This is a genomic window from Flavobacterium covae (assembly GCF_001534645.1).
GTDB classification, from domain to species: Bacteria; Bacteroidota; Bacteroidia; order Flavobacteriales; family Flavobacteriaceae; genus Flavobacterium; species Flavobacterium covae.
In genome coordinates this window covers 3,108,023-3,132,631 of sequence record NZ_CP013992.1, presented here as the reverse complement: position 1 = coordinate 3,132,631, position 24,609 = coordinate 3,108,023, and the positions used below count along the sequence as shown (strand labels likewise).

Below are 24,609 nucleotides of genomic sequence, written 5' to 3'. Positions count from 1 at the left end.
CTCTTAATTTTAGCTATAACTTATTTATATAAAAAATTCTTTGGTAAAAAGAAACCAAAGAATTCTTGTAGTAATGACTGCAATTGTCACTAATATCCTAATATTATACTATATTCAATCGGGAGAATTTGTCTTTCTTTTTTCTTTCTAAGAGGCAAAACACTTACTGTTTGTAAAGTTTTTTTAGATTTAGGCAAATGTAAGCGAAACCATTCTATAATTTCTTCTTGGTCATTTGATCTTAACGTAAATTGTTTTTCTTCTTTAATTTGCCCATTTTCAAAATAAGCTACCTGTATTACTACTTCTCCTTCCCAAATACATTGTACTCCTTCTGGACATCTTGAGTCATTTAACACTTTTTGTAAAACAATCTCCTTTCCTTTTGTATGATTTAATTTTTGATCTATTTGGGAAATCGAACGATTACTGCCACAACTAATCAAAATGATAACAAACAACAATAGATTTAACGTGTTTTTCATATACTCTTTTATTCTTTTTTAACAATGTATAACGGAATTGATATGGCATGCCTTAATTTATTAACAGTCGTACCAAAGAGTATGTCTTTATATCCCGTATGTCCATGCGTTCCCATTACTAAAATATCAAATTTATTTGTATTAACAATATCCGCTATCGCTTTTGTTGGTTTACCAAACCCGAGTTGATATTCTACTTTGTATCCTAATTGTACTAAATTATCACGGTACCTGTTTAATATTTTTTTATCAATCTTTGTTTCTTGATCCTTTATATGTTGACCATAAAAAATAGCTCCTACACTTTCCACGATATGTATTAATGTATAATCAGCCTCCTTTCCTCCTAACTCAATAGCATGATTTACGGCTAACTCATCCGCAGTTGAAAAATCCAATGCAATAGCAATATTTTTCCTATAAATAGGATGGTTAGGATTGAATTCTATATTGATATTTTGATGAGTAGTATGTTTATATTCTGTAAATGTAGGTTTTAGCAAAGGCTTGAATATAATATACAAAAGTAATCCTCCAAAACCTACAGAAATAGGGATCACAGTTACCCATAAAGCAATAGCATTATTATATGCTTGAAGTAAGTTTTGTATTTCTCCAAAGACTAATTTAGCGTTTAACCCTACGATAATAAGTGCTATAATCCACGCCACAACCTGTGTAAGTTTATTTATTTCAAAACCATTCATTTTATCTGAATCACTCACAAAATGAATTAAAGGAATAATGGCAAATCCCAATTGCATACTCAAAATAACCTGACTCAAAATAAGCATTTTGCCTGTTACCTCTTCACCAAATAAGGTAATAACAATAACAGCAGGTACTATGGCAATCAATCGGGTTAAGATACGTCGTACCCATGGTTGAATACGCAAATTTAGATAACCTTCCATTACAATTTGTCCAGCCAATGTACCCGTAATAGTTGAACTTTGTCCGGCGGCTATTAAAGCAATAGCAAATAACGAAGCAGCCCATTTAGTACCCAGTACAGGGGCTAATAATTGATGTGCATCTTGTATTTCAGCTACTTCATAAAATCCATTTTTATAAAATGTGGCCGCTGCTAAAATTAGTATGGCTGCATTAACAAAAAAAGCTAAATTTAATGCAATGGTTGAATCTATGATATTATATCGAATAGCTTGTTTAATTCCTGCTTTACTTCTTTCAAATTTACGTGTTTGAACCAAAGAAGAGTGAAGGTATAAATTATGAGGCATAACGGTAGCTCCTATAATTCCAATAGCTATATATAAAGCAGTTTGATTTTGAATAGAAGGAATCAGTCCACTCATTACTTTTGTAATTTCAGGCTCAGCAAATATCATTTCAAAAACAAAACAAGAACCTATAATAGCCACTAATGTTATAACAAAAGCTTCCATTTTTCGAATGCCTTTATTTATTAAAAATAGTAATAAAAAAGTATCTAAAACTGTAATCAGAACACCTTGCAACAAAGGAACTCCAAACAATAAATTAATACCAATTGCCATTCCTAAAACCTCTGCTAAATCACAAGCAGCTATGGCAATTTCTGCTAATATATATAAAAATAGGTTTATAAGAGGCGAATAGGTTTCACGAGAAGCTTGTGCTAGATCACGCTGTGTTACAATGCCCAATCTGGCACTAAGACTTTGTAACAACAAAGCCATTAGATTACTCATTAATAAAACCCATAATAAACTGTATCCAAACTGGCTTCCTCCTGCTAAATCAGTAGCCCAGTTACCAGGATCCATATAACCAACGCTAATTAAATAGGCAGGACCTAAAAAGGCTAAGGTTCGTTTAAACCATGACGTTTTATTTTGTATAGATACACTTTCGTGTACTTCTTCTAACGATTTACTCATAATTGTTTTAGTTTAATGAATAAATTTTCTGCAATTTTATTTGAAATCATTAAGTCTCGATCCTCTATTTTGATATGAAGTGATGCGTCAAATTCTTCTTTACTTATTATCTTAATCGTTGAACCTAATGCTATATTTTGTTTGTCTAAGTATTGTAAAAACTCTACTGATGAATTTTTAACCCCAACAAAAAGATAAGAGGTTGCTAACTCTGCTTCACTAAGAAGTAATTCATGAGTCCATTTAATTTCGCCATTTTTATTAGGTATCGGGTCTCCATGAGGATCAAAAGCAGGAAAATCTAAAAATTCATCTAATTTATCAGTAAGTTTTTCAGATTTTATATGTTCTAACTCCTCCGCCAATTCATGTACCTCATCCCAAGCAAAACCTAGTTTGTTTACTAAAAAAACTTCCCAAAGACGATGTTTTCTAATAATCATCTTAGCGGTATGCAATCCTTTATCTGTTAAGCTAACTCCTTGATATTTTTGATAATCTACTAATCCTTTTTCAGCTAATTTTTTCAACATATCCGTCACAGAGGAAGCCTTTGTTTCTATCATTAAGGCTATAGCATTCGTGTTAACTCCTTTGTGTGAAGCACCATTTAAATGATATATTACCTTGAGATAATTCTCTTCAGAATGAGTCATTTGTATTTATTTTACACAAATATAATTATAAATTTTGTTTTGAGATAATATAATTTTTAGATTTGTCTAAAAATTATTTTTAAAATTAAAAAAATGAAATTTAACCACTTATTAATATTTTGTTTTTACTCCCTAACAACCTTCTCTCAAGCCTATATACAAGGTATTGTGCGTACAGAAAATCTAGCGTTATCTTCTATACAAATTCTAATAAATAAAAAGCAGATTACAACAACAGATTCAATAGGGTATTTTAAAACCTCGGTATTAAAACAAGGGAAATATGAAATAGAAATTATTGAAAAAAACTTTAAAAAATTCAAAAAAGAAGTTAATATAGAAGATGGAATACCTATTTTATTAAATATCGAACTTATAGCTATAAAAGAAAAACAGCATAATATAGAAGAAGTTGTTGTAACAGGAACATTAAAACCTGTAAGCCGACTAGATAGCGCAGTACCTGTTGAAGTTTTTAAATCTTCTTTCTTTAAAAAAAATCCCGTTTCCAATATTTTTGAGGGATTACAAAATATTAACGGTATTCGACCTCAACTCAACTGCAATATTTGTAACACAGGAGATATTCATATCAACGGTTTGGAAGGTCCCTACACATTCGTGTTAATAGATGGAATGCCTATTGTAAGTGGATTATCTACAGTTTATGGCCTTTCAGGAATACCTAATTCTTTAGTAGAACGTATAGAAATTATAAAAGGACCTGCCTCTTCATTGTATGGTAGCGAAGCGGTAGGAGGCTTAATAAATATCATCACTAAAAATCCTAAAAATGTACCCATAGTATCTTTAGATGGGTTTTCGACAAGTTGGGGAGAAGCAAATTTAGATTTTGGATTTAAATTTGATCTTAAAAAAATTTCAGTATTAACTGGAATTAATTATTTTAATTACTCAAATCCAATAGATAATAATAAAGATCATTTTACAGATGTTACTTTACAAGATCGTATTTCTATTTTTCAAAAGTGGAATTTTGAAAGAAATTCAAAAAAACTTCTTTCACTTGCGGGTCGTTATTCTTATGAAGACAGATGGGGTGGTGAAATGCAGTGGAATAAGTCATTTAGAGGAAGTGATCAAGTATATGGTGAAAGTATTTATACCAAACGCTATGAAATACTCGGAGTATATGAACTCCCTATAAAAGAAAAAATGAAAATAAATTTTTCTTATACCAATCATAATCAAAATTCTGCTTATGGCAAAACATTATATTTAGCACAACAAAATATTGGATTTGGACAATTAACTTGGGACAAGGTTATTAAAAAACATTATTTACTATTTGGACTCGCTACACGTTATCAATTTTATGACGATAATACACCCGCCACATTTTCAGAAAACACAAACTGGATTTCAAGTATTTTTTTACAAAACGATATAAAATGGAATGATCATCATACTATATTGTTAGGCACACGATATGATTTTAATAAAAATCATGAAAATATCTTTACACCTAGATTTGCTTATAAATGGAAACCCAACAATAATACAGTCGCCAGAATTAATGCTGGAACAGGTTTTAGGGTAGTAAATTTATTTACAGAAGAACATGCAGCCTTAACAGGTGCTAGAGAGATTATTATAACAGAAAAATTAAAACCTGAGCAGTCCTACAATGCTAACTTAAACGTATTGCGTAAATGGTATTTAAAGAACGGAAGTTTTATTAGTTGGGAAAACTCTATTTGGTATACTTATTTTACCAATACCATTTTACCAGATTACGAAACGAATACAAATGCCATTATATATAAAAATTTAGATGGTTTTGCTGAATCAAAAGGAATAAGTAGTAACCTTGATCTAATTCTTGGTAGTGGACTAAAAGTAAGTTTAGGAGCTACTTTTATGGATGTATCTAAGACCGCAAAAGGCATTCAACAAAGACAGTTATTAACAGAGCGTTTTTCGGGAACATGGTCCATATCCTATGCTATTCCTAAATGGTTTTTATCATTTGACTACACAGGAAATATATATGGCCCTATGAAATTACCTCTTTTAAGTGACACAGATCCGAGAAAGCCTAATTCATCAACTTATAGTATTCAAAACATTCAGTGTACTATTAATAAAATTAAAAACCTCGAAATCTATTTAGGAATTAAAAATTTATTAAACTGGACTCCCAATAAAGGCAATCCTTTTATCATTGCCCGTTCTCATGATCCTTTTGATAAAAATATTCAATATGATATTAATGGTAATGTAATGGCAACTCCTGAAAATCCATATTCCCTTACATTTGATCCTACTTATGTCTATGGGCCTAATCAAGGAATTAGAAGCTTTATAGGAATCAGATATTTCATGAATTAAGAATAAATTCTTGTTTTTTTAAGATTTCATTCTTAATTCAAAATTTGTTACTCAAAAAAGAAACCCTGTTTTTGAAGAAAAGCAATCAAAAACAGGGTATAAATTTTAATAATTCCCTTTGGTCTTCTTGTTTTTTAAAACATATTTAAGTACTATAAAAACTCTTATTTTGGTCATAAAACAAACAAATCGACTTAATTAGAAACAAAACCTCAAACTACATTTCACATGACAATTTGAATACCAAAAAAATATTCCTATTCTATAGTTTACACAATATAAGTCAATTTTAATTATTTACTTAATTCGGTAAAATATTTATAAAATAAAGGGATTGTTTCAATACCTTTTAAATAATTAAAAATACCATAATGCTCATTAGGTGAATGAATAGCATCACTATCTAATCCAAATCCCATCATAATCGTTTTTGATTTTAATTCTTTTTCAAATAAAGCAACAATAGGAATGCTACCCCCTGATCGGACAGGAATAGGTTCTATACCAAATGAATCATTATAAGCTTTAGCTGCTGCTTGATATCCTATACTATCAATTGGTGTTACGTAACCCTGTCCTCCGTGATGTGGAGTTACTTTTACTTTAACTGATTTTGGGGCTATACGTTCAAAATGATTTTGAAATAATTGGGTAATATCTTCCCAATCTTGATTAGGTACTAATCGCATTGAAATTTTAGCATAAGCCTTACTTGCTATTACTGTTTTTGCTCCTTCTCCTGTATAGCCACCCCAAATACCGTTTACATCTAAAGTAGGTCGGATAGAATTACGTTCGTTAGTGGTGTATCCTGTTTCACCATATTCTTCAGCTATGTTTAACGCTTCATTGTAAGCTTCTTGACTAAAAGGGCGTTTTGCCATTTGCGTTCTTTCCTCAGTAGACAGTTCTTGTACTTTGTCGTAAAATCCAGGTATTGTAATATGATTATTTTCGTCATGTAAAGACGCAATCATTTTAGTTAGAATATTAATAGGATTGGCTACTGCTCCACCATATAATCCAGAATGCAAGTCACGGTTTGGTCCTGTTACCTCTACCTCCACATAACTTAATCCCCTTAATCCTGTAGTAATTGACGGTTGTTGATTTGAAATCATTCCAGTATCCGAAATTAAGATTACGTCATTGGCCAATTTGTCTTGGTTTCTTTCAACGAACCAGCCTAAGCTTTTTGAGCCTACTTCTTCTTCTCCTTCAATCATGAATTTTACATTACAAGGCAAGCAGTTGTTTTGGATCATGTATTCAAAAGCTTTTACGTGCATATACATTTGTCCTTTATCATCGCAAGCACCACGCGCAAAAATAGCTCCCTCAGGATGCAGATCCGTTTTTTTTATTACAGGTTCAAAAGGAGGAGAGTCCCATAATTCAATAGGATCAGCAGGTTGCACATCATAATGACCATATACCAATACGGTTGGTAGGTTTTTATCTATTATTTTTTCACCATAGACAATTGGATAACCAGGTGTTTCGCAAAGTTCTACGAAATCACATCCCGCATTTTCTAAACTCTTCTTTACGGCATCAGCAGTATCAACTACATCTTGTGAATAAGCACTGTCAGCACTTACTGAAGGTATTTTTAATAAGTCAATTAGTTCGTTAATAAAACGTTCCTTGTTATCTTGAACGTACTTTTTAATATTTTCCATGTTCAGTTCATAAAGTAAAAGTCAAATATACAAATTGCATAATCAAATAATCAAAAGGACGTTTTAAAAATTTAATCAAAAAAAATAAAAAAAATATTTGTCAATTAAAAAATATGCTTATATTTGCACTCGCAATCAGCAACCAAAATAGATGAGGTTTAAGATTGTAAATTTCGCGGGTGTGGCGAAATTGGTAGACGTGCCAGACTTAGGATCTGGTGTCGCAAGACGTGTAGGTTCGAGTCCTATCACCCGCACAAACATTAAGCCTTAATCTATTGAATATCAATATTTTAAGGCTTTTTTATTTTTTCTTTTGCCGACAATTTGCCGACAATTTCTAAAACTCAACTTTTCAAGTATATTTTGAACTAAATAAAAAACCTCATTTGTTGATTCATAATTTTATGAAGCAAAATATTAAGCATAAAAAAAGCAGTAACTAAATGATTACCGCCTTTATCTTGAACAAATTTTATTTATAATCGCTCCAATCTTATATTTTTAGTGTTGTTAAGTATGCTTTTAAGTCTTATTATTTCATTTTCTTTGCGCTCTAAGGTTTCTCTTAATAGCTCATTGCAAGTCTTCAAAGAGTTACTTAAATCTTTCCAACTCTCTATAGTAGTCTGTTGAAGCTCGAGTTTAGCATTTTTTAGCTCTAATTCAAACTCTAGTTTTCTTGGAACTTCTGAATTTTTCATTTTATTAAGTTTTAGGAAATATAAAACCCGCATAGGTTAGGTGTCCTAACGCCTTAATGAGCGTTTGCGGTTGTTTCCAATACCGCCACCATACCACACGGGCAGAAGTTTGTGTAAAATTCATAATCATTAAGTTTTAGGAGGTGCAAATATAGAAAATGCAGTAAAAGAACCTAAGAGAAGTTTAAAAAATTTAGTTTTTGGGTTTTACTCAGGAATGAGTTATTCTATATTTTGCTCCCCAAATCGGGTGAGGCAAAATAAGAACCTCTAAGCTATTATTAACAAGTCAGTAAGAAAAGTAGTAGTAACTCATCTCTTTTTGTCTTAAATCAGCAAAAAAGGGCTTCATTTATGTAGTTTTGAGGATAAAAGCAAGCAGATAGCAGTACAATAAATGTAGTAAATATCTGTTATTATCATTTCTTTAAACCTGTCAGCCCTTTATTTACGAGGGTTTTTAATAATTTTGGACATACACCGCCCCCTAAGACTTTTAACGCTTTAGAATTGCTTATTTTAAGCTATATCCCTTTTTTATAATCATTCAATGCACTTACAAGGTTTTTAATATCAATTATTGAGGCGTTAGGGTCGTTTAGTAGTAGCTTGATTCTTTGATTAAACATTGTTTCCATAGGGTCAAGCCTATTGCCCCCCTCTCGGTATTCTTTAGCCCATATACCCGCTGTTTTTTCATTTATCCCGAGTTCTATAGAAATCTGCCTTTGCGTTGCTCCTGACTTTATTAGTTTTATAAATTGTTCTTTTTTCTTGCTAGTGGCTTCGGTGGATGGTCGTCCTCCTTTATTTTTTGGCATTGTGGGCTGGGTTTCGTTATATCCGTAGTTTACTTGTTTCATTTTAGTTAAAGTTAAAAGTTAATTGATTGGTTAAAAGGTCTATAAGTTGCGGGGTTGTAATTAGAACCGCTTTAAGTTCTTTTACTTCTTTTAAAAGTTCAAGCCTTACAAGTCTTATTTGTTCTAAGCGTTCGTATGCGCTTAATCGCTTTTGTAGTGCCTCAATTATTAGGCTTTCTTTTTCTTTGGCTATTCTTTCGCATTCTAAAAAGTATCTTCTTACTCTTTCGCCTTGTTCAGTTCGGCACATCATCGCCAAACGTTTAGCAAAGTCGAGGGTTAAGACAAAGTCTTTTGTTCTTTTGCGTGTTCTTATCCTCCCATTAGGGGAGTTTAAGGGAGTCACTAAGTTGTTTATCTCGTCATAATGACGAGTTAAGGAACGCCTTTTGTTTCTTAATTCGCCCTTAGGGCTAGATAATAGAATATAATCTTCGCCCTCGATTGCAAAAGGATTGTCTATAATATTCTTTGCCGTCCAGCGCAAAAATTTATTTGCATCCAGCCCCAAGGCTTTATAAAGTTGGCTACATTGTACGGCTTGTTTACCGTCTTCATTTTGGATAATCTGCAATTGATTCATAATATATTGATTTTTAAATTGTTACTTTATTGTTTTGTTTAGATATTAGTTTTATCAGCTTCTTTGCTCTCCAGCTGGTTAGAACGAGGTTTTTAGGCTTTTGTAATATTGTAACCCTTGTTACTTTTAAGCTCCATTCTTTCGGGGCGTTTATTTCTGCTTGTTCTAATTGGTCGGAATACGTGCCCGTTTGGGTGGAGTATTCAATTAGAAGTTCAAAATTTGAACGGCTGAGGTTTTGTATTAATGTTCTTAAAATCTCATTTTCGAGGGTTTTTATATTTTCTCTTTTCATCTTTCTATTTTCTGCTTGAATACTGTTATTACATTTCTTAGAACAGTATTTTGAATTGCTGTTTTTATGCTTCAAAACTGCCCCACATTTGAGGCATTTTTTAGGGGTTGTTTTTGTTGTATTATTTTGAAATTCTATACTCTCAGTTTGTGTGTCATTTTTGGATGTATTTTGGATACCTTTTTCAAGTTCATCTAAAGGTGAAAAGGGTATCTTTTTTGGCATCTCGTTTTGGCTTCCAAATTCATCTGAAAAGTTTTGAAAATGGTATCCTTTTTTAGCTTCCAATTCGTTCAATTTTTCACTTAATAAATTCCCTATTTCAATCTGAGTTTTTGAACTGCAAAACATATTGTATAACGCCCTAAATTTTACCCGTGCCTTTTGTCTTTGCCCTTTGTTAAATCGTTCCCAGTTGTTCGCATCCAAGTAGTAAAGCATCTTTTCTTTTTGCTTGGTGTTCATTTCACGCCAGCGCATACCGTCGTCGTGAAAAATGGTGTTTCTCCAAACCTCCAACAAATAGGGTTTAAGGTTGTTTAGCTTTTCTAGGGCTAAGAAGTCCGCTAATACATTAAATCCGTGTTGTACGGCTGTTTGATGATATTTAACCACGTATTCGATACGCATTAGATTAGAGTCTTTTAAATTGGCTTGTTTGGCTTTGTCGTAAAATTTAACCGCTGTTTTACTCCTATCCAATTGTAATCCATTGGGTTTACCCTCTATTTTCAACATCGTAAAGCGGTCGGACTGGTAGGCTCGCAAACCGTTTACGATTGCTTTTACTGGCTTTTCTGTAGCTATGTTAGCACCATATTCAAACGACTGTATTACTGCTGTTTGTGGGTTTATTTTAAATTCTTCTTGTAGTTCGGCTAATACTTCTATTAACATTTCACGGGTGAAGTCGTAGGCATTGTGTTTGCCTTGGTTGTAGTAAGTAGCCAAAGAACCACGGATAAATAAATGATTCTTATCTGTTATGGTCGATGGGGTAATATGAAAGGATAAACCACGGTAAAAAGCGACTCTATTTTTTGCCAAAATTTCGCCCGTGGTAGTATCTACCTTAGTGCAGAATTTCAGCAAAGGAGAACGCTCCCAGTCGCTTGTGTCCGTGCCTATGCACTTTATTTTAACCCCGTCAATCATTTATGATAATAGCGTTAAAGCGTTTTCAAGATTTGCTGTAATTAAGTAACTAGCCGTAATATTATCGGTATAACCCAAGCTTGCTAACTTACAAGCATTTCGGGCGTTACTAACGTATAAATAAGCACCTAACAGGTGAGCAGGAGCGGGCGCAGGGCATTCTTTTTTAGTTGGCTTAGGGTAACCACATAAGCAATCTACAACCAAAACAAAAGCTTCTTTTTGCTCTTTGGTAGAAAGGAATTGAAAACCAGCCAATAAGTCTAAGCTGTCAGTAATTTTTAAGGTAAGGGATTCCGTTTTCATAGCTTTACAATTATTTACAGTTAATAGATTGTAAAGCGTTAAATACTTCGCTTTCTTTGAAACGTATCTTGTTCCCAACTCTATACGCTTTCAATACGTTAGACTTGACCCAGTTATGAATAGTAACAATAGAAACCCCTAAAATTTTTGCGGTTTCGTCCCTTGTTATTAGTCTTTCGCTAGTCGGTTGAGATTGTTGTTTTAGTTCTTTTATTTGACTTTCAAGACTGTCAAATTTTTGTAGTAGTATTTCGGCTGAAATACCTTGTACTTGTAGTGTGGTGAAATCATTCATTTGCATATCGTTTAATTTTGATATGCAAATATTTGTTTAACTTAAACCCCACCTTACCCACTTCGGGGGGTGTGGTGGGTAAAATAATTTACTTTTTTATGTTATCTTCAATAGCATTCTTAATATCTATATCCTTAAAACTCATCTTTAGTTGTTTTTTAGCATCTTTTATTTGTTTTGATTTAATATATTTATTATTGAAAATTATACATTCTGTTTTATCTATAACATTAGCCCATTGGGCAGTTTTAATAATTTTTAAATCGTATAAAGCTTTAAAAAACGCTATAGTGTCTATAAGTTTAACATTATCTTTTACTTTTATTTTTGTTGTTATTTTCTCACTCAATAGATTCATCGCATCGTCAATACTACAATCAAATATCTCTTTTATAAACTTTTCATATAAACTAATTATCTCAAATTTATTAAGTTCACATTCTAAAGAATAATTTCCAACTTCAATTGGCTGTTTTTCTTGTATTGGTAGTGATGGTTTTGAGCGTTCGTAAAATTTTCTAAAATCAGCTTTAAAGTCTTCTAACTCTTTTGTTTTTTCTTCTAATTGTTGTTTAATTGTTTCCAGCTCTTTAACCATTAGATTATAAACCCAATACTCTTTTAATTCTTTTTGTTGTTTTTCGAATTCTAAAGAATTTCTTTTTATTTCCTCGTGCCAATTAAACATCCTTTTATATATTAATGAGGGTGTTATAAAATCGTCAAACATTTTTTTGATAGAGCCTGACACTTGGTATATTTCCTTTTGTTTGATTGCCTCTTTTAATATTGGTGATGGATTAATTGTTTCTCCATTCTGTGTTATATTAGAGTTTACGCCTTGGATTATCTCTTTACTTTTGATTGCGAATTGAAAAACGTCATTTGGATAAGCCAAATTAATAATTTTCTTTTCCTTTATTGTTTCGTTTACCATATCAACCAAAGTTGAATAAGCGTTTATTTTTTCACCCATTTTAAACCTCTTTTAAATCTCTTTTAAATTATTTCACCGCTCTTAAAACCGTTGTAAGTCCTTGGCTTTCTTGTTCGTTTGCCCAAAATCTTTTAAGGGTTTCGGCATGTTCTTTTTTCGTAATCTTAATGTATTTCAAGAAAACCGCTTCTGTGCCGTGTCCTGTTATAGACATTATAGTCATATTGGGTAATTTGCCGTATAAATTAGTAGCAAAAGAACGCCTACAGGTGTGCGAACTTATCAACTCATACTTAGGATAAACCCCTACTTCTTTTCGCTTGGTGTCGGGGTTCATTTTTGCGCCCTCTATTTCTTCTGTTATCCCTACTTTTTTGCATATTTCCTTTATGTAAAGATTGAATTTTTGTTCCGATATAGTGTAAGGCAGTTGACCGTGTCGCTTTTGAATTATAGCCCTAACTTGTGGGTGTAGTGGTATTACTACAGTCGTCCCAGTTTTAGCCGTTTCAATCTCAATAAATCCCTTTTCAATACTAATTTCCTTTAGGTAAAGAAAATCGGATACTCGTAAACCAGTACGCAAGCCTATTACAAATAAATCCCTTACATTATCTAATCGCTCCGAATCGTCAAAGTTGAAATTATAAATATTATCTATTTCGTTTTCATTCAAATAGGTGTCTTTTGTTTTGTTTGATAGTGCCATAAATTCCGAGTGTTTGTATTGTGGGTTTATAGGCAATCCCTCCAGCTCTATATTTTTGCACCACATTTTAAAGTTAGTTATATAACCGCCTATAGTGTTGTTTCCAAGCTTTTCAACTGTACGGCAATAGTCTATAAAGTCCCTGTAAAATTTTAAATCAATATTCTCAAATCTTAATTTTACTTTATTATGACTTTCAAAGCCTTGTATTTTGTACAAAGTAGTTTTATAATGCTTTATCGTTCTCTCAGCAATAGGAGAGCCTTTATATAGTCTTTTTGGGCTATCGTCAATAAACTTTTCTACCCAGTCTACAAAGTAAATTTTATATAATTCATCTGATTTTGCACGACCAAAAAAAACATTTATTACATCTTTTAACCAGTCTTTTGTGATATTCGACTTATTAAGTGTGTCTAAAGTCCATTTATCAAATATTACCTTTTCTAATTCTTTTAATTGGGAGTTAATTAAATCTTTATTTATTGTTGATGCTCTTTGTTTTAATTTTTGTTTATTGTTATCCCAACTATCAAATAAAACTTTGATTTTTGTATTTGCCTTAAAATCATACTCACGACCTACCCAAAAACGTATATAAATATTGCTATATGCGTTTTTTTGTTTGCCTTGACTTTCAACTAAAAAATATTTGACTTTCATCTTTACTTTGTTTAATACAAAAATAATGTTTTGCCGATATTTTGCCAACAAATTTTATATTTACTTTTATCTTACTTTATCTAACTTAACTAAGCAAACTATCGCTAAGCCTTATAAACAGTAAAGTTTAATAGATTTTCAATTGATTTATTGAGATTGTAAAAAACACAAGATTAATGCTTTGTTAGTCCTATCACCCGCACTAAAACCCTTGATCTTTAAGAGATTGAGGGTTTTTTATTTTAAATTTATTCAATATTTAGTATCAAGAGATCAAGGATCAAGTCCAAAACCTGTGGATTTGATAAATTAGGCATATAAAATTGCAAATCTAAAAAGAAAGAATTTTACTAAAAATTCGCTATAACCTCTAGTCTTGAGCTAACTTCTAGGTATTTCTGTTTTTGGCTTAAAGAATCATGTCAAGTAAAAATCTTTCATTAAAAAAACAAGTTATAAAATCTTAAAAAATAATAAGTATTCTTTTTTTATTCTTATTAAAGTAGTATAAAATTAGAAGATCTTGTATATTATTATTAGATATAAAAGAAATTAATCTTTAAATTTAAATATAAATAAATTTGTTTTTTAAAATGTATTTTGTTAAATTTGGAGTGTATATGTTTCCATAAGTGGTTTTTATTGTTAAAAATAAATATATAAATGATGCTTCAATCCCAAAATAGTCTTTTTAAAGTTGGTTTATACAAACTAACTAATATTCCTCCTTTTATAACAACCTTTTACACTCTATTTAAAAGTGTATTTTCATTTGTAATTTTTTAATCAATTATAACATGTCATTTAAAACAAAACTATCAGTAGCAGGAAAAGAGTACACAGTACTAAATGTAAATTATGGTCTGTTTCAGGAAACAGATGCAACAGGTAGACCTTCTACTGTTACCAGAGGTGGTAAAATTGAGTTAACTATTGAAGGTACAGCGGATACCTCTTTCTTTGAATGGATAACGAATTCATTTGAAAGAAAAGACGGTAGCGTAAAATTCTTCAAAAGAGATAGCGATGCTGTTCTAAAAGAATTAAAATTCTCAGAAGCTTACGTAGTAAAATTCAGAGAAAACTTTGATTCTACAGGCGTAAATCCACTAACTGAAACCTTTACTATTTCAGCTAAAAAAATTGAATTAGGTTCTGGAGCTTACGAAAACGAATGGGTATAGTAAAATTAAAAAAGAGTAACAGTTTTTGTTACTCTTTTTTACCAAAACATTAATTTTTTGAATACATCAGTTATAATAAAAGTTAAAATCAGGATATTTTTTAAATCTTTAAAATTATGAGTGAAAAAATAGCTAGAGAAGCAGAAAGAATAGCCAATGATGAAATCATAATAAATAGTTACAAAGATTTTTATGAAAATAAAGGTTATTTCCTAACAAAAAATGGAGGATTAGCAAATGCCAAAAGAAAACCTCTTCATTTTCCTTCAACATCTAATGGATTTAGCAAGAAATGGATGGACAGTTCTTGGTTTGTCCTGACCCAAAGAAAATATTTACTTTTATTAGCACGATTTGACAAAGATAAAAAAGTAACCGATTCGGATTATTCTGCCCTAAAACAAGCTTATAATAATTGGGAATCAGGATATTATGTAGTTTTTTATGGAGAAGATGCCAAATGGTCTTGCAATTTATTTGTAGGAGAAGCTTTATTTATGGCAGGTTATAATATTCTGTCTAATGGCAAATATTTATCCGCTAGACAAATATGGAACGGAGAAAAATTAAAATCGGTCAAAAAACAAGACGTACAAAGAGGAGACATTGTTGCTTTTGGAGGAACCCACGTAGAAATTGTTACACAAGTACGTAGAGGACAATTATTTGAAGACGATGAATTTTGTTCCAGAGGAGCTGGAAGAGGAGCTACTGACAATGGTACTGAAAAATGCGATGCAAACAGTTGGTGGGGAAGTAGAGAAATAGATAATGATAACATCAAATTTTTTAGACCTTGAAAACATATAAATTATTATTATTCTTACTCCTTTCTATAGCAATCGCATGTAAGCAAGAAAAAAGAAAACACACCGTTTTATTCTATACTGATTCTTCCTTTACACAAAAAGAAGATTCTTTATTTATTGATAGTTTACAACAAATCAAACAAGAACATTTCGTTAAAATAATAGAGCCAGATAAAAAGTCTTTCGAACAAGGCAAAATTGTCAATGGAATTAAAGTTGGAAAATGGCAAAAATATCTAAATCTATCAAATCAAAATACAATACATGAAGAATACAACTATTCACAAAAAGGAGATTTAATAAATGCCAAAATATGGGATCCTAAAACCCATAAAATGATAGAAGACAAAAATTATCTCAATGATAATTTAGTTGGAATACAACAAGATTTTTACCCAACAGGAAAATTACACATACGCTTTGAAACAGATCAAAATGGAAGTTTTATAAATAATTATACCGTACTCTCTAAAGAAGGAAAAAAAGTTTACCAATCCTTTTTAGGAAAAACAGGAACAGGATATATAAAATACTATGATAAAGATCATTTTCTTATCTGGGAAGGTAGGTTTAAAAACAAGAAAAAAGTTGGCTGGCATTATGAATATCTAATTGGATATGAAGGAAAAGTGATAGAAAAACAATGCAATTATTATAAAGAGGACAGTTTGATTCAAACAAAAATAGAAAATTTTAAAAATTAATATATATGTCATTTTTAGCTAAATTAGAATTAGACGGTAACATGTACAACATTCTAGAATGTAAGTACAATTTTACACAAACAATAGATAACACAGGTAAACCTCAAGGAATGCCACAAGGAGGTGAAATTTTTATTCGTATTGAAAGTACTGGAAAACCCGACTTCCTAGATTGGATGTTAGATCACAATAAAGCAAAAGACGGTAAGATAATATTTTATCGTAGAGATGCCATGAGCAAATTGCAAGAATTACAATTTGAAAAAGGATATTGCATCTTTTTTGAAGAACATTTTACTTCAGAAAGCAAAGAGCCCTTACAAATATCCATTCGTATTGTTGCTAAGAACTTTGACGTAAATGGCGTATCACACGATAAAAAGTGGCGATAATTCATTTCTTTTAACAATAAAGATATCATAATTAAACTCTAAAAACTAAGGATATGCCGCTTAAAGATACAGATTCAAAAAATCCGATAAAAAATGGATTAGACGGAGTTAAAACACAACTTGTTGAACAACTAAAACAAGAATCCATAAAAACCATCGAAACAGAAGCAACTCAAAAAGCTTCTGAGCAATTATCCAGCCCCGCATTTAACCAATTAGTAGCCAACAAAGACACTATTAAAAACGCAGGGCACTATTTAAACAATCAAAAAACAGAGGAAATGGGAAGTTTTGAGAATCCCCAAAAAAACGATGGGTTAATAGGAAGATTAAACCATCCTGATGACCTTAAAAAACATTTTTCAAAAAAAACATTTCATGATTTTTTAAACGACAAAGACAGTCCTTTAGTTTATTGCACCCTTCGTATAGATGGCAAAGATTTTTTAGCAAAAAATACATATACAGTTGATTTAAAACAATTTACCAACGAACATGATATCTTTACAATCATTACACCCGACGACTCTCTAGACAGTTTCGAAGGCTACGTAATGGAAAATTCTAAAAACATATTAGGAAAAAAAATAAGTATTAATTTCCATCGTTTTGGTAGCATTACACAAACTTTTACCGGAATAATAGCCAATATTCGTAATAAAAAAGACGAAGGAGGTGGGTATGGAAAACTCTACATCACAGGGCATTCTCCTAGCATACTATTAGAAAATGGCAAAGATTGCCAAAGCTATGAAAATAAAAAACTAGACGAAATCATTAAACAAGCCCTAGCGGAGTACAACGGAGAAGTAGCAATATCTACTAAAAACATCAATACAGATTACACCATTCCGTATTGTGTACAATACAAAGAATCAGACTACCAGTTCATTAAAAGATTAGCCCACAGATATGGCGAATACTTTTATTACGACGGCCAAAGTCTAATTTTTGGAAACGAAATCAAAGACACCATAGAATTAGGTGAAAACATAGATTTAATAGACATAGAATTTGAAATGATGATCAAACCTCAACTTTTCAAATATTTATCATACGACAGTATTTCAGCCGAAGTAAAAGAAAAAGATTCAGACGCTGTAAAAAACAACGTTCAACGAAAAACAAACCCCTTTCAACAAGCAGCAATAGAAGCCTCTGAAAAAGTATTCCGAAAAAAATCTGAAATGCTTTTTAATGCCACCTCACAACAAACCGTAGAAAAAGATCTAAAAGAAATGGCACGTCGTCAGAAAGAAAGTCGTGAACACACTATGCAAGTAAGAGGAAGAAGCCGTGATCCCAAACTAAGAATAGGAGGTAAAGCCAAAATATCCGACATCAATGCCAAAGCCATGGAAACCTACCGCATCATTGAAATCTATCATTACCATGATGGCAGTGAATATTACAACGAATTTGTAGGCATACCTGATATCTTTATTTCACCATTCTTTGATGAAGACGCTTTTCCTACCTGCGAAGAACAATCAGCCATTGTCATGCAAAATGACAACCCACAAGGAATGATAAAGGTCCAATTTCCTTGGCAAAAGAAAAAAGGATTAACCACTCCTTGGTTAAGAGTCGTAACCCCTTATGCAGGAAAGGGCAAAGGAATGCACATTATTCCTGAAGTAGGAGAAGAAGTAATTGTAGGATTTGACAATGGCAATGCCGAAAGACCCTTTGTATTTGGAGCCATGTTTAATGGCAAAGCTAGCGCAGGCAAAGGCGGATCAGGCAACTACATCAAAGGTTTGCAAACAGCCAGCGGAAACAAATTACACATGGACGATAATGCGGGAAGTGTACACCTTACCGATAAAGGCAGTGTTGATTTAAAATTTGACGGAGCAGGAAATGCCACTGTTAATGCCAATGAAAGCATTACATTTACTTGTGGAGGAGCAGAAATTAAAATGACAAAAGACGGTACAATTGTAATTAGCGGCGATGTAAAAGTAAAAATAGAAACAAAAGAAGCAGAAATAACAGGTACCACCTCTGTAAAAACCAACAGCGAATCCCTTATTGAAGAAAAAGCACCTAAAATAGGAATAAACGGAGAAACAGAAGTAGCTATAGAATCTACAACCGTTAACGTAAATGGCTCTGCCATGACCAATGTAAAAGGAGGAATTGTAAACCTTAACTAACCTAATATGCAAAGCAACGAACACAACCCTATTGCCGTTCGCATAAGTAAAATAGCCAAGCTTTGGACTAATGCCAGAAAAAACAAACCCAAAGCTAGGTTGTTTCAACTAGTATGCTACCAAGAAGACTTTATTTTAGTTAATGGATTTATTCAAATAGAAGCATCAGAACATGGCAAAAGTCCTGATTCTTTCCTTCTTTTTTCCATTGATTTTGAAAACGAAAATCAGTACATTTATGATTTTACAAACGAATGGATAACCTCTTTTGATAGAGATTTACAAAGTTATCCTCATTGGAATTGGATAGAATTTGAAGAATTAAAAAAAGAATTTTATACAATATCTCATAAAAATTCAAATGAACTGAAAGATTTTTTTATTCGACTACTTGTAAGTTTTAAAAAATTTGAATCCAAAAAAGAGAATCTAATCATTATAAGTCTGGTTCCTAAAAAAGTATCTAATTATGAAAATTATCATCTTTTTATAAAACAACTCCTTTCACCCATCCTTAAGGATTACGGAATACTTTTGATTGATTTCAAAGGAAAAGAAAAACATACAAAACTTGTAGATAATCTTGACACCCTGGCTGTCACAATAGACGTTCCCGATCAAAATATGGCAAGTTCTTATAAAGAATTAGCCACGCAAGGAAATCCCAACGATCCACAAGTTAAATTCAGAAAGTATCTTTTTGAAATAGGCGAAAGCGCATCTAAAAATGACAAAGAACAAGTACATTATTGGGGAAAACAAATGCTTACCCTAACACAATCTACAGGAGACCCTTCTTTTTGGGCATCTGCCCATTTGATTTACGCTGGTTTTTTATTTCAATTCAAAGATGATGCTAAAACCTTACGTTTACTAGACAAAGGTATTCTAATAGCAGAAGCAAACTATCAAAAAAAACCTGAATTAGCAGGCACACTCATACAACTCTATTCCTACAAAGCTTCTTATTACAGTATGACAGGAAAAAAAGAGGAAGCTATACAAAACTTTATCAAACAAGCTCAAATAGCCGAAAACGTTGAAATGATAGAACAGATGATTTTAGCCAATATTTATGCACTACTACTCATTAAAAATGACAGTAATCATTTATACCAAAAAATCATCAAAAATAGTTTTGAAAAAGGATACCACCTCTCGGACGAATTATTAAAGGTTATCAATTTTGCATTTATCACAGAAAAATACCTTTATATAAATAGTACAAATATTACAACATCTGAAAAACATCAGATAGAAGAAAGAATGCAATCCATTTACGGTAAAGAGTGGAGAGAATATGCCAAAAAAATATCCTCATCTACCCAACCAGTCTATGAAAACACTTAAAAAAAACACATTTCAAGTATGTTATTAGCAGATAATCACTTTACACCCGTAATAGGTATAGATATTCATTTTACAACGCTGCCTCCTTTCAATCCCTTTCACCCCTATATAGGTATTGTTATAGATCCAGCAGACTACATTCCTTTTGTAGGAGCTACCGTACATGTTAATGGTATGAAAAGAGGTGTTTCTGACACCAGTGGTATTATTATACCCTTAGTACATATCCCTCTCTTTACGCCTCCTTGGTTGATGACCCCCATTATTGGACATGAAAGTATGAACTTTTTTTCATCACAAAATGTATATGCAGACGGAACCCGATTAAGCCCCAAAGGGTATTCCGTAATGACCTGTAATGATATAGGAATTCCTCTTTCCCTTAGTTTAGGAAAAACTAAAATTGGCAAAAAGATGATTCCTTTTGCGCCTACCCTATTTGCCCCAACCTCTTTTTCTATACCTATTCCTACAGGACCCCCTGTGATGGTGGGGGGACCTTATGTACCTGACTGGGGAGGAGCCTTAACAGGACTCCTATCCAGTATAGGTTTTAGTACCCTAATGAAATACGGGAAAAAAGCATTCAATCATTTACTAAAAAATTCCGTTGGTCCCAACTCGCTTAGCAAACTACTTTGTAAAGCAGGATTTGAGCCTATTAATCTTATCAACGGAGCTGTTTTTTATGAAGGAACCGATTTTGAAATCCCATCGCCTCAACCCATAAAATGGGAAAGACAATGGTATTCAGACTCCGCCTTTAAAGGCTGGTTAGGACATGGGGTACATTGTAATTACGACCGTTGCGTAGAATTATTTCCAGAAGAAGAAGCCCTAGGATTACGATTAGAAGATGGCAGAATTGTTGCTTTTCCCCTACTAGAAATAGGTGATGATTTTTATCTTAGACAAGAAAAAATCACCGTTACCCGTTATTCCAACCATTACCAAGCTTTTGATCATACCTCTTTTACCACCTATATTTTTGATCATTATAACGGTTATAACCAATACCGTATGACCCAAATTATAGACAAAGCAGGACTTACAACCCGACTTTATCTAAACGGAGACCATCTTCTAATGATAGAAGACTGTGCGGGTAGAAAAATAAAAGCCTATACCAATAGCATAGGACTCATTACACAACTCTCCCTCATTCATCAAAAAGGAGAAGACCTACTAATATCCTATTCCTACGACCAAGATCACAACATGATTCGTATTACAGATGCTTTGCAAAAAAGCACCCATATAAAATACCAAAATCATCTCATGATCGAAAAAACCGACCGAAACGGGCAGACTTTCTATTGGGAATACGACGGTACCAAAACAGGTGCAAAATGTACCCACACTTGGGGCGATGGCGGTTGGCAAGAAGGCTGGATAGAGTATTTTCCTGAAAAAGGATACAACCTTGTTAGAGATGCTAACCAAGCCGTAACCACCTACTACTACGAACCTAATCAGCTCGTAACCCAAGTTACAGATCCTCTTGGAAACAGCCATTTTACCGAATATACCGAGTATATGGAAATCTATCGTCAGATAGACCCAGAAGGCCACATGACCGGATATACCTATGATGAATTTGGAAACAAAACCTCTATAGTATATCCTGATGCCAGCGTAGCCCAATATATTTACGACAAAGAACAACGCCTATCTATTGTAATAGATCCCGAAGGCAATCAAACCACCTATACCTACAAAAAAAATCAAAAATACCTCCTTAACAGTATTATAGAACCCGATAACGGCATTACCCAACTTGATTATAACCCAAAAGGACTCATTAGCGAAATAAGCAAAGAAGGCAACCGATCTAAACTAGAATACGACGCCCAACACAACCTTATTTCCTTTACCGATCATGAAGGAAATGCTACCCTATGGGACTACAATTACCGTGGAGAAGTCATTAGCGCACAAAGCCCAGGAAGCAATCCACAAACCTTTGGGTACGACATCTTAGGTAGAATTACCTCCATAAAAGGAGCCGACCACAACGTTACAACACTCGTATACAACGCCTACGATGAAGTAATAGAAGCACAAGACCAACATCATACCATAAAGTTTGATTATACCCCCCTAGGAAGTCTTAAAATGCGTGAGGAAAACAAAACCAAAGTATTTTTTGACTACGACAAAATGGAACAATTGGTAAGCATTACCAACGAACACAACGAAAAATACCGTTTTACAAGAAACAAAGCAGGACACATTACCCAAGAAGAAGGATTTGATGCCCTAACCAGAAGATACCAGCGCAACGCAAACGGATGGGTAGTACGAACCCAAAGACCCGAAAACCGATGGTCTGAATACCAGTACGATGCCCTAGGACGCATTGTACGAGCCCACCATAACGACGGAACTTGGGAAAGTTTTGCGTATAACAAGCTAGGCCAACTCTTACATGCCAAAAACCAAGATGTCAGCATTCTTTTAGAACGAGACAAAATGGGACGCGTTATAAAAGAAACCCAAACCAGTGACTTCAAGGGCGATCAAGGATTTACAATCATTTCTGAATACGACCGCAACGGAAACCGCATCAAGATGACCTCCTCCCTAGGAGCCCAAGTACAAAACACCTATAACCCAAAAGGTCTTTTAGAAAAAATTACAGCCCAAACAACCGCTCTAAAAGAAGCCCAAAAACAAGCCTGGGAAACCCAGCTCAAACACAATGCCCTAGGACAAGAAATAGAACGAAGCATTACAGGAGGGCTTACCCTAAGTATGCAGTATGATGCCGCAGGAAGACCCATTGCCCAAAAAGTACACCGAGGACATAAAGACACCTATCATCGTACCTATACCTGGAACGCCAACCACCGATTGCAACAAACCATAAACGCCCTTACAGGAGGACAAGTACAATATGTATACGATCGTTTTGGCAACCTTGCCTCCGCCCAATACGAAGACGGAAGCTACGACTACAAACTACCCGATGAAGTAGGCAACCTTTATAAAACCAAAGAACAAAAAGACCGCGTATATGGCAAAGGAGGCAAACTCCTAAAAGACCTAGACTGGCACTACCTATACGATGCCGAAGGAAACCTGCGCCTAAAAAGCAAACGCAACGTAGCACAAGCACAAATACAAAAACGTCAAGAGGAAAAAGAAAAAGAAAAACCAGCCCGATTTTCTTTCTTTATAGAAGAAATTTCAGACACCAAACCCAAACGAGGAGAACTAGCCTACTACTTACAAACAGACCGTATTTATACAAAAGAAGAAAAACAAGAATACACCCGATTAAAAGAAAAACAAGAACTAGAAGAAAGAAACAACCAACAATGGCAACGAGGCGATTGGGAATACAACTGGTATGGCAACGGGATGCTAAAAAGTGTAAAAAAACCCGATGGCACCCTTGTAACCATGGAATATGACGCTTTAGGAAGAAGAATAAAAAAGATTTGTAATGAAAAAACAAATCGTTATCTTTGGGATGGAAACGTTCTTTTACATGAGTGGACATATCTAAAAGGGCAGGAGGCAGAAACTTCTGTTAACGATCTAGGAGAAGTTTATCTAAGTCAAAAAGAAACCGTAGAGGATTTAGTTACTTGGATTTACCAAGAAAATAGCTTTGTACCTAGTGCTAAAATACAAGGAGAAGAGCAATTTAGTATAATTTCTGATTATATAGGCAGACCCCTACAATGTTATAACGAAAAGGGCTCTTTAATATGGAGCACAGACTATGATATTTATGGAGGTTTACGCAATTTTAGCTCGCCTATTAATCTAACCCCAGACTTTATTCCTTTTAGACAACTCGGACAGTATGAAGACCCCGAATTAGAAGGTCTTTATTACAACAGGTTTCGATATTACGATTGTACTATTGGAAATTATATCTCTCAAGATCCTCTACGTTATAATGGAAATGTCTCTAAATTTTATATTTTTGTTAAAGACTGCAATGTATTTGTAGATTTATTTGGTCTAATTGAATTATTCCATGGAACGAGTAAAGCAGGTGCTGAATCAATAAGGGTCAATGGGATAGATTTATCAAAAAATAGGCCTAATTTAGACTTTAATTCATCAGGCAAAGGAGCTTTATATACCAGCTCATCTTTAGAAGAAACTTTAAAATATAACGCACGATTAGAAAAAATGGGAAGAGGAGTGACAGATATTGTGAAATTTGATATTCCTGATGATCAACTAACTAATTTAAAAATTAAAACCTTTGATACACCAAATGATGAATGGGCAGATTTTGTAACAAAAGCTCGAAAAGGAGATTTAATACATGATTATGATATGGTGATAGGTCCTAAATTAGCAAATCCTGACAAAGTGCTAAGGGGGTTAGAAGCTCCAAGAGCACTAAAAGAAACACAAATAACTATTAATAGTGATACTGCATCAAAATTATTTTCGAAATTCATAAAATGTAATGATTAA

The 24,609-nt window shown here is 33.1% G+C and carries 20 protein-coding genes and 1 tRNA gene; 9 read left to right on the top strand and 12 right to left on the bottom strand.

Translation table 11 applies throughout. From position 1 onward, the window contains the following. Nucleotides 1-89: 89 nt before the first annotated feature. Genes AWN65_RS13765 through AWN65_RS13755 form a run of 3 tightly spaced genes read right to left on the bottom strand, consistent with a single transcriptional unit; the run spans nt 90 to nt 3,024 of the window. On the bottom strand, nt 90-485 hold the full coding sequence (locus tag AWN65_RS13765; protein ID WP_060383655.1) for a hypothetical protein: 396 nt from the start codon (nt 483-485) through the stop codon (nt 90-92). Between the two features lie 8 nt (nt 486-493). Next, entirely contained in the window at nt 494-2,368 is a 1,875-nt protein-coding gene (locus tag AWN65_RS13760; protein WP_060383654.1) for an Nramp family divalent metal transporter, read from the bottom strand. Next, entirely contained in the window at nt 2,365-3,024 is a 660-nt protein-coding gene (locus AWN65_RS13755) for a metal-dependent transcriptional regulator (protein WP_060383653.1), read from the bottom strand. Before AWN65_RS13755 ends, AWN65_RS13760 begins: the two co-directional genes overlap by 4 nt. A 93-nt stretch (nt 3,025-3,117) precedes the next feature. On the opposite strand from AWN65_RS13755, the gene AWN65_RS13750 reads away from it, so the two are divergent. Further along, entirely contained in the window at nt 3,118-5,376 is a 2,259-nt protein-coding gene (locus tag AWN65_RS13750; RefSeq protein ID WP_060383652.1) for a TonB-dependent receptor, read from the top strand. A 293-nt stretch (nt 5,377-5,669) separates the two neighbouring features. On the opposite strand, the gene AWN65_RS13745 is transcribed toward AWN65_RS13750, so the two are convergent. Then, entirely contained in the window at nt 5,670-7,058 is a 1,389-nt protein-coding gene (locus AWN65_RS13745) for a dipeptidase (RefSeq protein ID WP_060383651.1), read from the bottom strand. A 175-nt stretch (nt 7,059-7,233) separates the two neighbouring features. Between AWN65_RS13745 and AWN65_RS13740 the strand changes: the two genes are divergently transcribed. Then, a tRNA-Leu gene (locus AWN65_RS13740) sits at nt 7,234-7,315 on the top strand. A 222-nt stretch (nt 7,316-7,537) separates the two neighbouring features. Here the strand turns inward: AWN65_RS13740 and AWN65_RS13735 are convergent. From AWN65_RS13735 to AWN65_RS13700, 8 genes are all read right to left on the bottom strand, one after another. Then, nucleotides 7,538-7,762, bottom strand: coding sequence for a hypothetical protein (locus tag AWN65_RS13735; protein ID WP_060383650.1), 225 nt, complete (start codon nt 7,760-7,762; stop codon nt 7,538-7,540). Between the two features lie 524 nt (nt 7,763-8,286). Next, nucleotides 8,287-8,625 (bottom strand): helix-turn-helix domain-containing protein, encoded by a 339-nt coding sequence (locus AWN65_RS13730; protein WP_060383649.1) that lies wholly within the window; start codon nt 8,623-8,625, stop codon nt 8,287-8,289. 1 nt (nt 8,626) lies between these two features. Then, on the bottom strand, nt 8,627-9,208 hold the full coding sequence (locus AWN65_RS13725; RefSeq protein WP_060383648.1) for an antA/AntB antirepressor family protein: 582 nt from the start codon (nt 9,206-9,208) through the stop codon (nt 8,627-8,629). 13 nt (nt 9,209-9,221) lie between these two features. Beyond that, nucleotides 9,222-10,658, bottom strand: coding sequence for a hypothetical protein (locus AWN65_RS13720; RefSeq protein ID WP_060383647.1), 1,437 nt, complete (start codon nt 10,656-10,658; stop codon nt 9,222-9,224). Then, nucleotides 10,659-10,964, bottom strand: coding sequence for a hypothetical protein (locus tag AWN65_RS13715; protein ID WP_060383646.1), 306 nt, complete (start codon nt 10,962-10,964; stop codon nt 10,659-10,661). It abuts the gene before it with no gap. Between the two features lie 10 nt (nt 10,965-10,974). Beyond that, nucleotides 10,975-11,259 (bottom strand): helix-turn-helix domain-containing protein, encoded by a 285-nt coding sequence (locus AWN65_RS13710; protein ID WP_158447624.1) that lies wholly within the window; start codon nt 11,257-11,259, stop codon nt 10,975-10,977. Between the two features lie 88 nt (nt 11,260-11,347). After that, nucleotides 11,348-12,235, bottom strand: a complete 888-nt coding sequence (locus AWN65_RS13705) for a hypothetical protein (protein WP_060383644.1) — start codon at nt 12,233-12,235, stop codon at nt 11,348-11,350. Between the two features lie 28 nt (nt 12,236-12,263). After that, the gene (locus tag AWN65_RS13700; protein WP_060383643.1) at nt 12,264-13,568 is read right to left on the bottom strand and encodes a tyrosine-type recombinase/integrase; all 1,305 of its coding nucleotides are present in this window, start codon (nt 13,566-13,568) and stop codon (nt 12,264-12,266) included. Between the two features lie 797 nt (nt 13,569-14,365). Here AWN65_RS13700 and tssD (AWN65_RS13695) point away from each other — a divergent pair. From tssD (AWN65_RS13695) to AWN65_RS13665, 7 genes are all read left to right on the top strand, one after another. Further along, the gene (gene tssD / locus AWN65_RS13695; protein ID WP_060383642.1) at nt 14,366-14,752 is read left to right on the top strand and encodes a type VI secretion system tube protein TssD; all 387 of its coding nucleotides are present in this window, start codon (nt 14,366-14,368) and stop codon (nt 14,750-14,752) included. Nucleotides 14,753-14,868: 116 nt separating this feature from the next. Next, complete coding sequence (locus AWN65_RS13690) at nt 14,869-15,552, top strand: hypothetical protein (protein ID WP_060383641.1); 684 nt, start codon at nt 14,869-14,871, stop codon at nt 15,550-15,552. Then, nucleotides 15,549-16,265: a hypothetical protein gene (locus AWN65_RS13685; protein WP_060383640.1), complete on the top strand. Its 717-nt coding sequence runs from the start codon at nt 15,549-15,551 to the stop codon at nt 16,263-16,265. Before AWN65_RS13690 ends, AWN65_RS13685 begins: the two co-directional genes overlap by 4 nt. 5 nt (nt 16,266-16,270) lie before the next feature. After that, on the top strand, nt 16,271-16,657 hold the full coding sequence (tssD, locus tag AWN65_RS13680; protein ID WP_060383639.1) for a type VI secretion system tube protein TssD: 387 nt from the start codon (nt 16,271-16,273) through the stop codon (nt 16,655-16,657). A 53-nt stretch (nt 16,658-16,710) separates the two neighbouring features. After that, a complete protein-coding gene (locus AWN65_RS13675; RefSeq protein WP_014165944.1) occupies nt 16,711-18,816 on the top strand; it encodes a type VI secretion system Vgr family protein in 2,106 nt (701 codons plus the stop codon). A 6-nt stretch (nt 18,817-18,822) separates the two neighbouring features. Continuing rightward, nucleotides 18,823-20,166 carry a hypothetical protein gene (locus AWN65_RS13670; RefSeq protein WP_014165943.1) on the top strand — a complete coding sequence of 448 codons (1,344 nt, stop codon included), beginning with the start codon at nt 18,823-18,825 and terminating at the stop codon, nt 20,164-20,166. A gap of 18 nt (nt 20,167-20,184) precedes the next feature. Continuing rightward, nucleotides 20,185-24,609: a DUF6531 domain-containing protein gene (locus AWN65_RS13665; RefSeq protein WP_081078459.1), complete on the top strand. Its 4,425-nt coding sequence runs from the start codon at nt 20,185-20,187 to the stop codon at nt 24,607-24,609.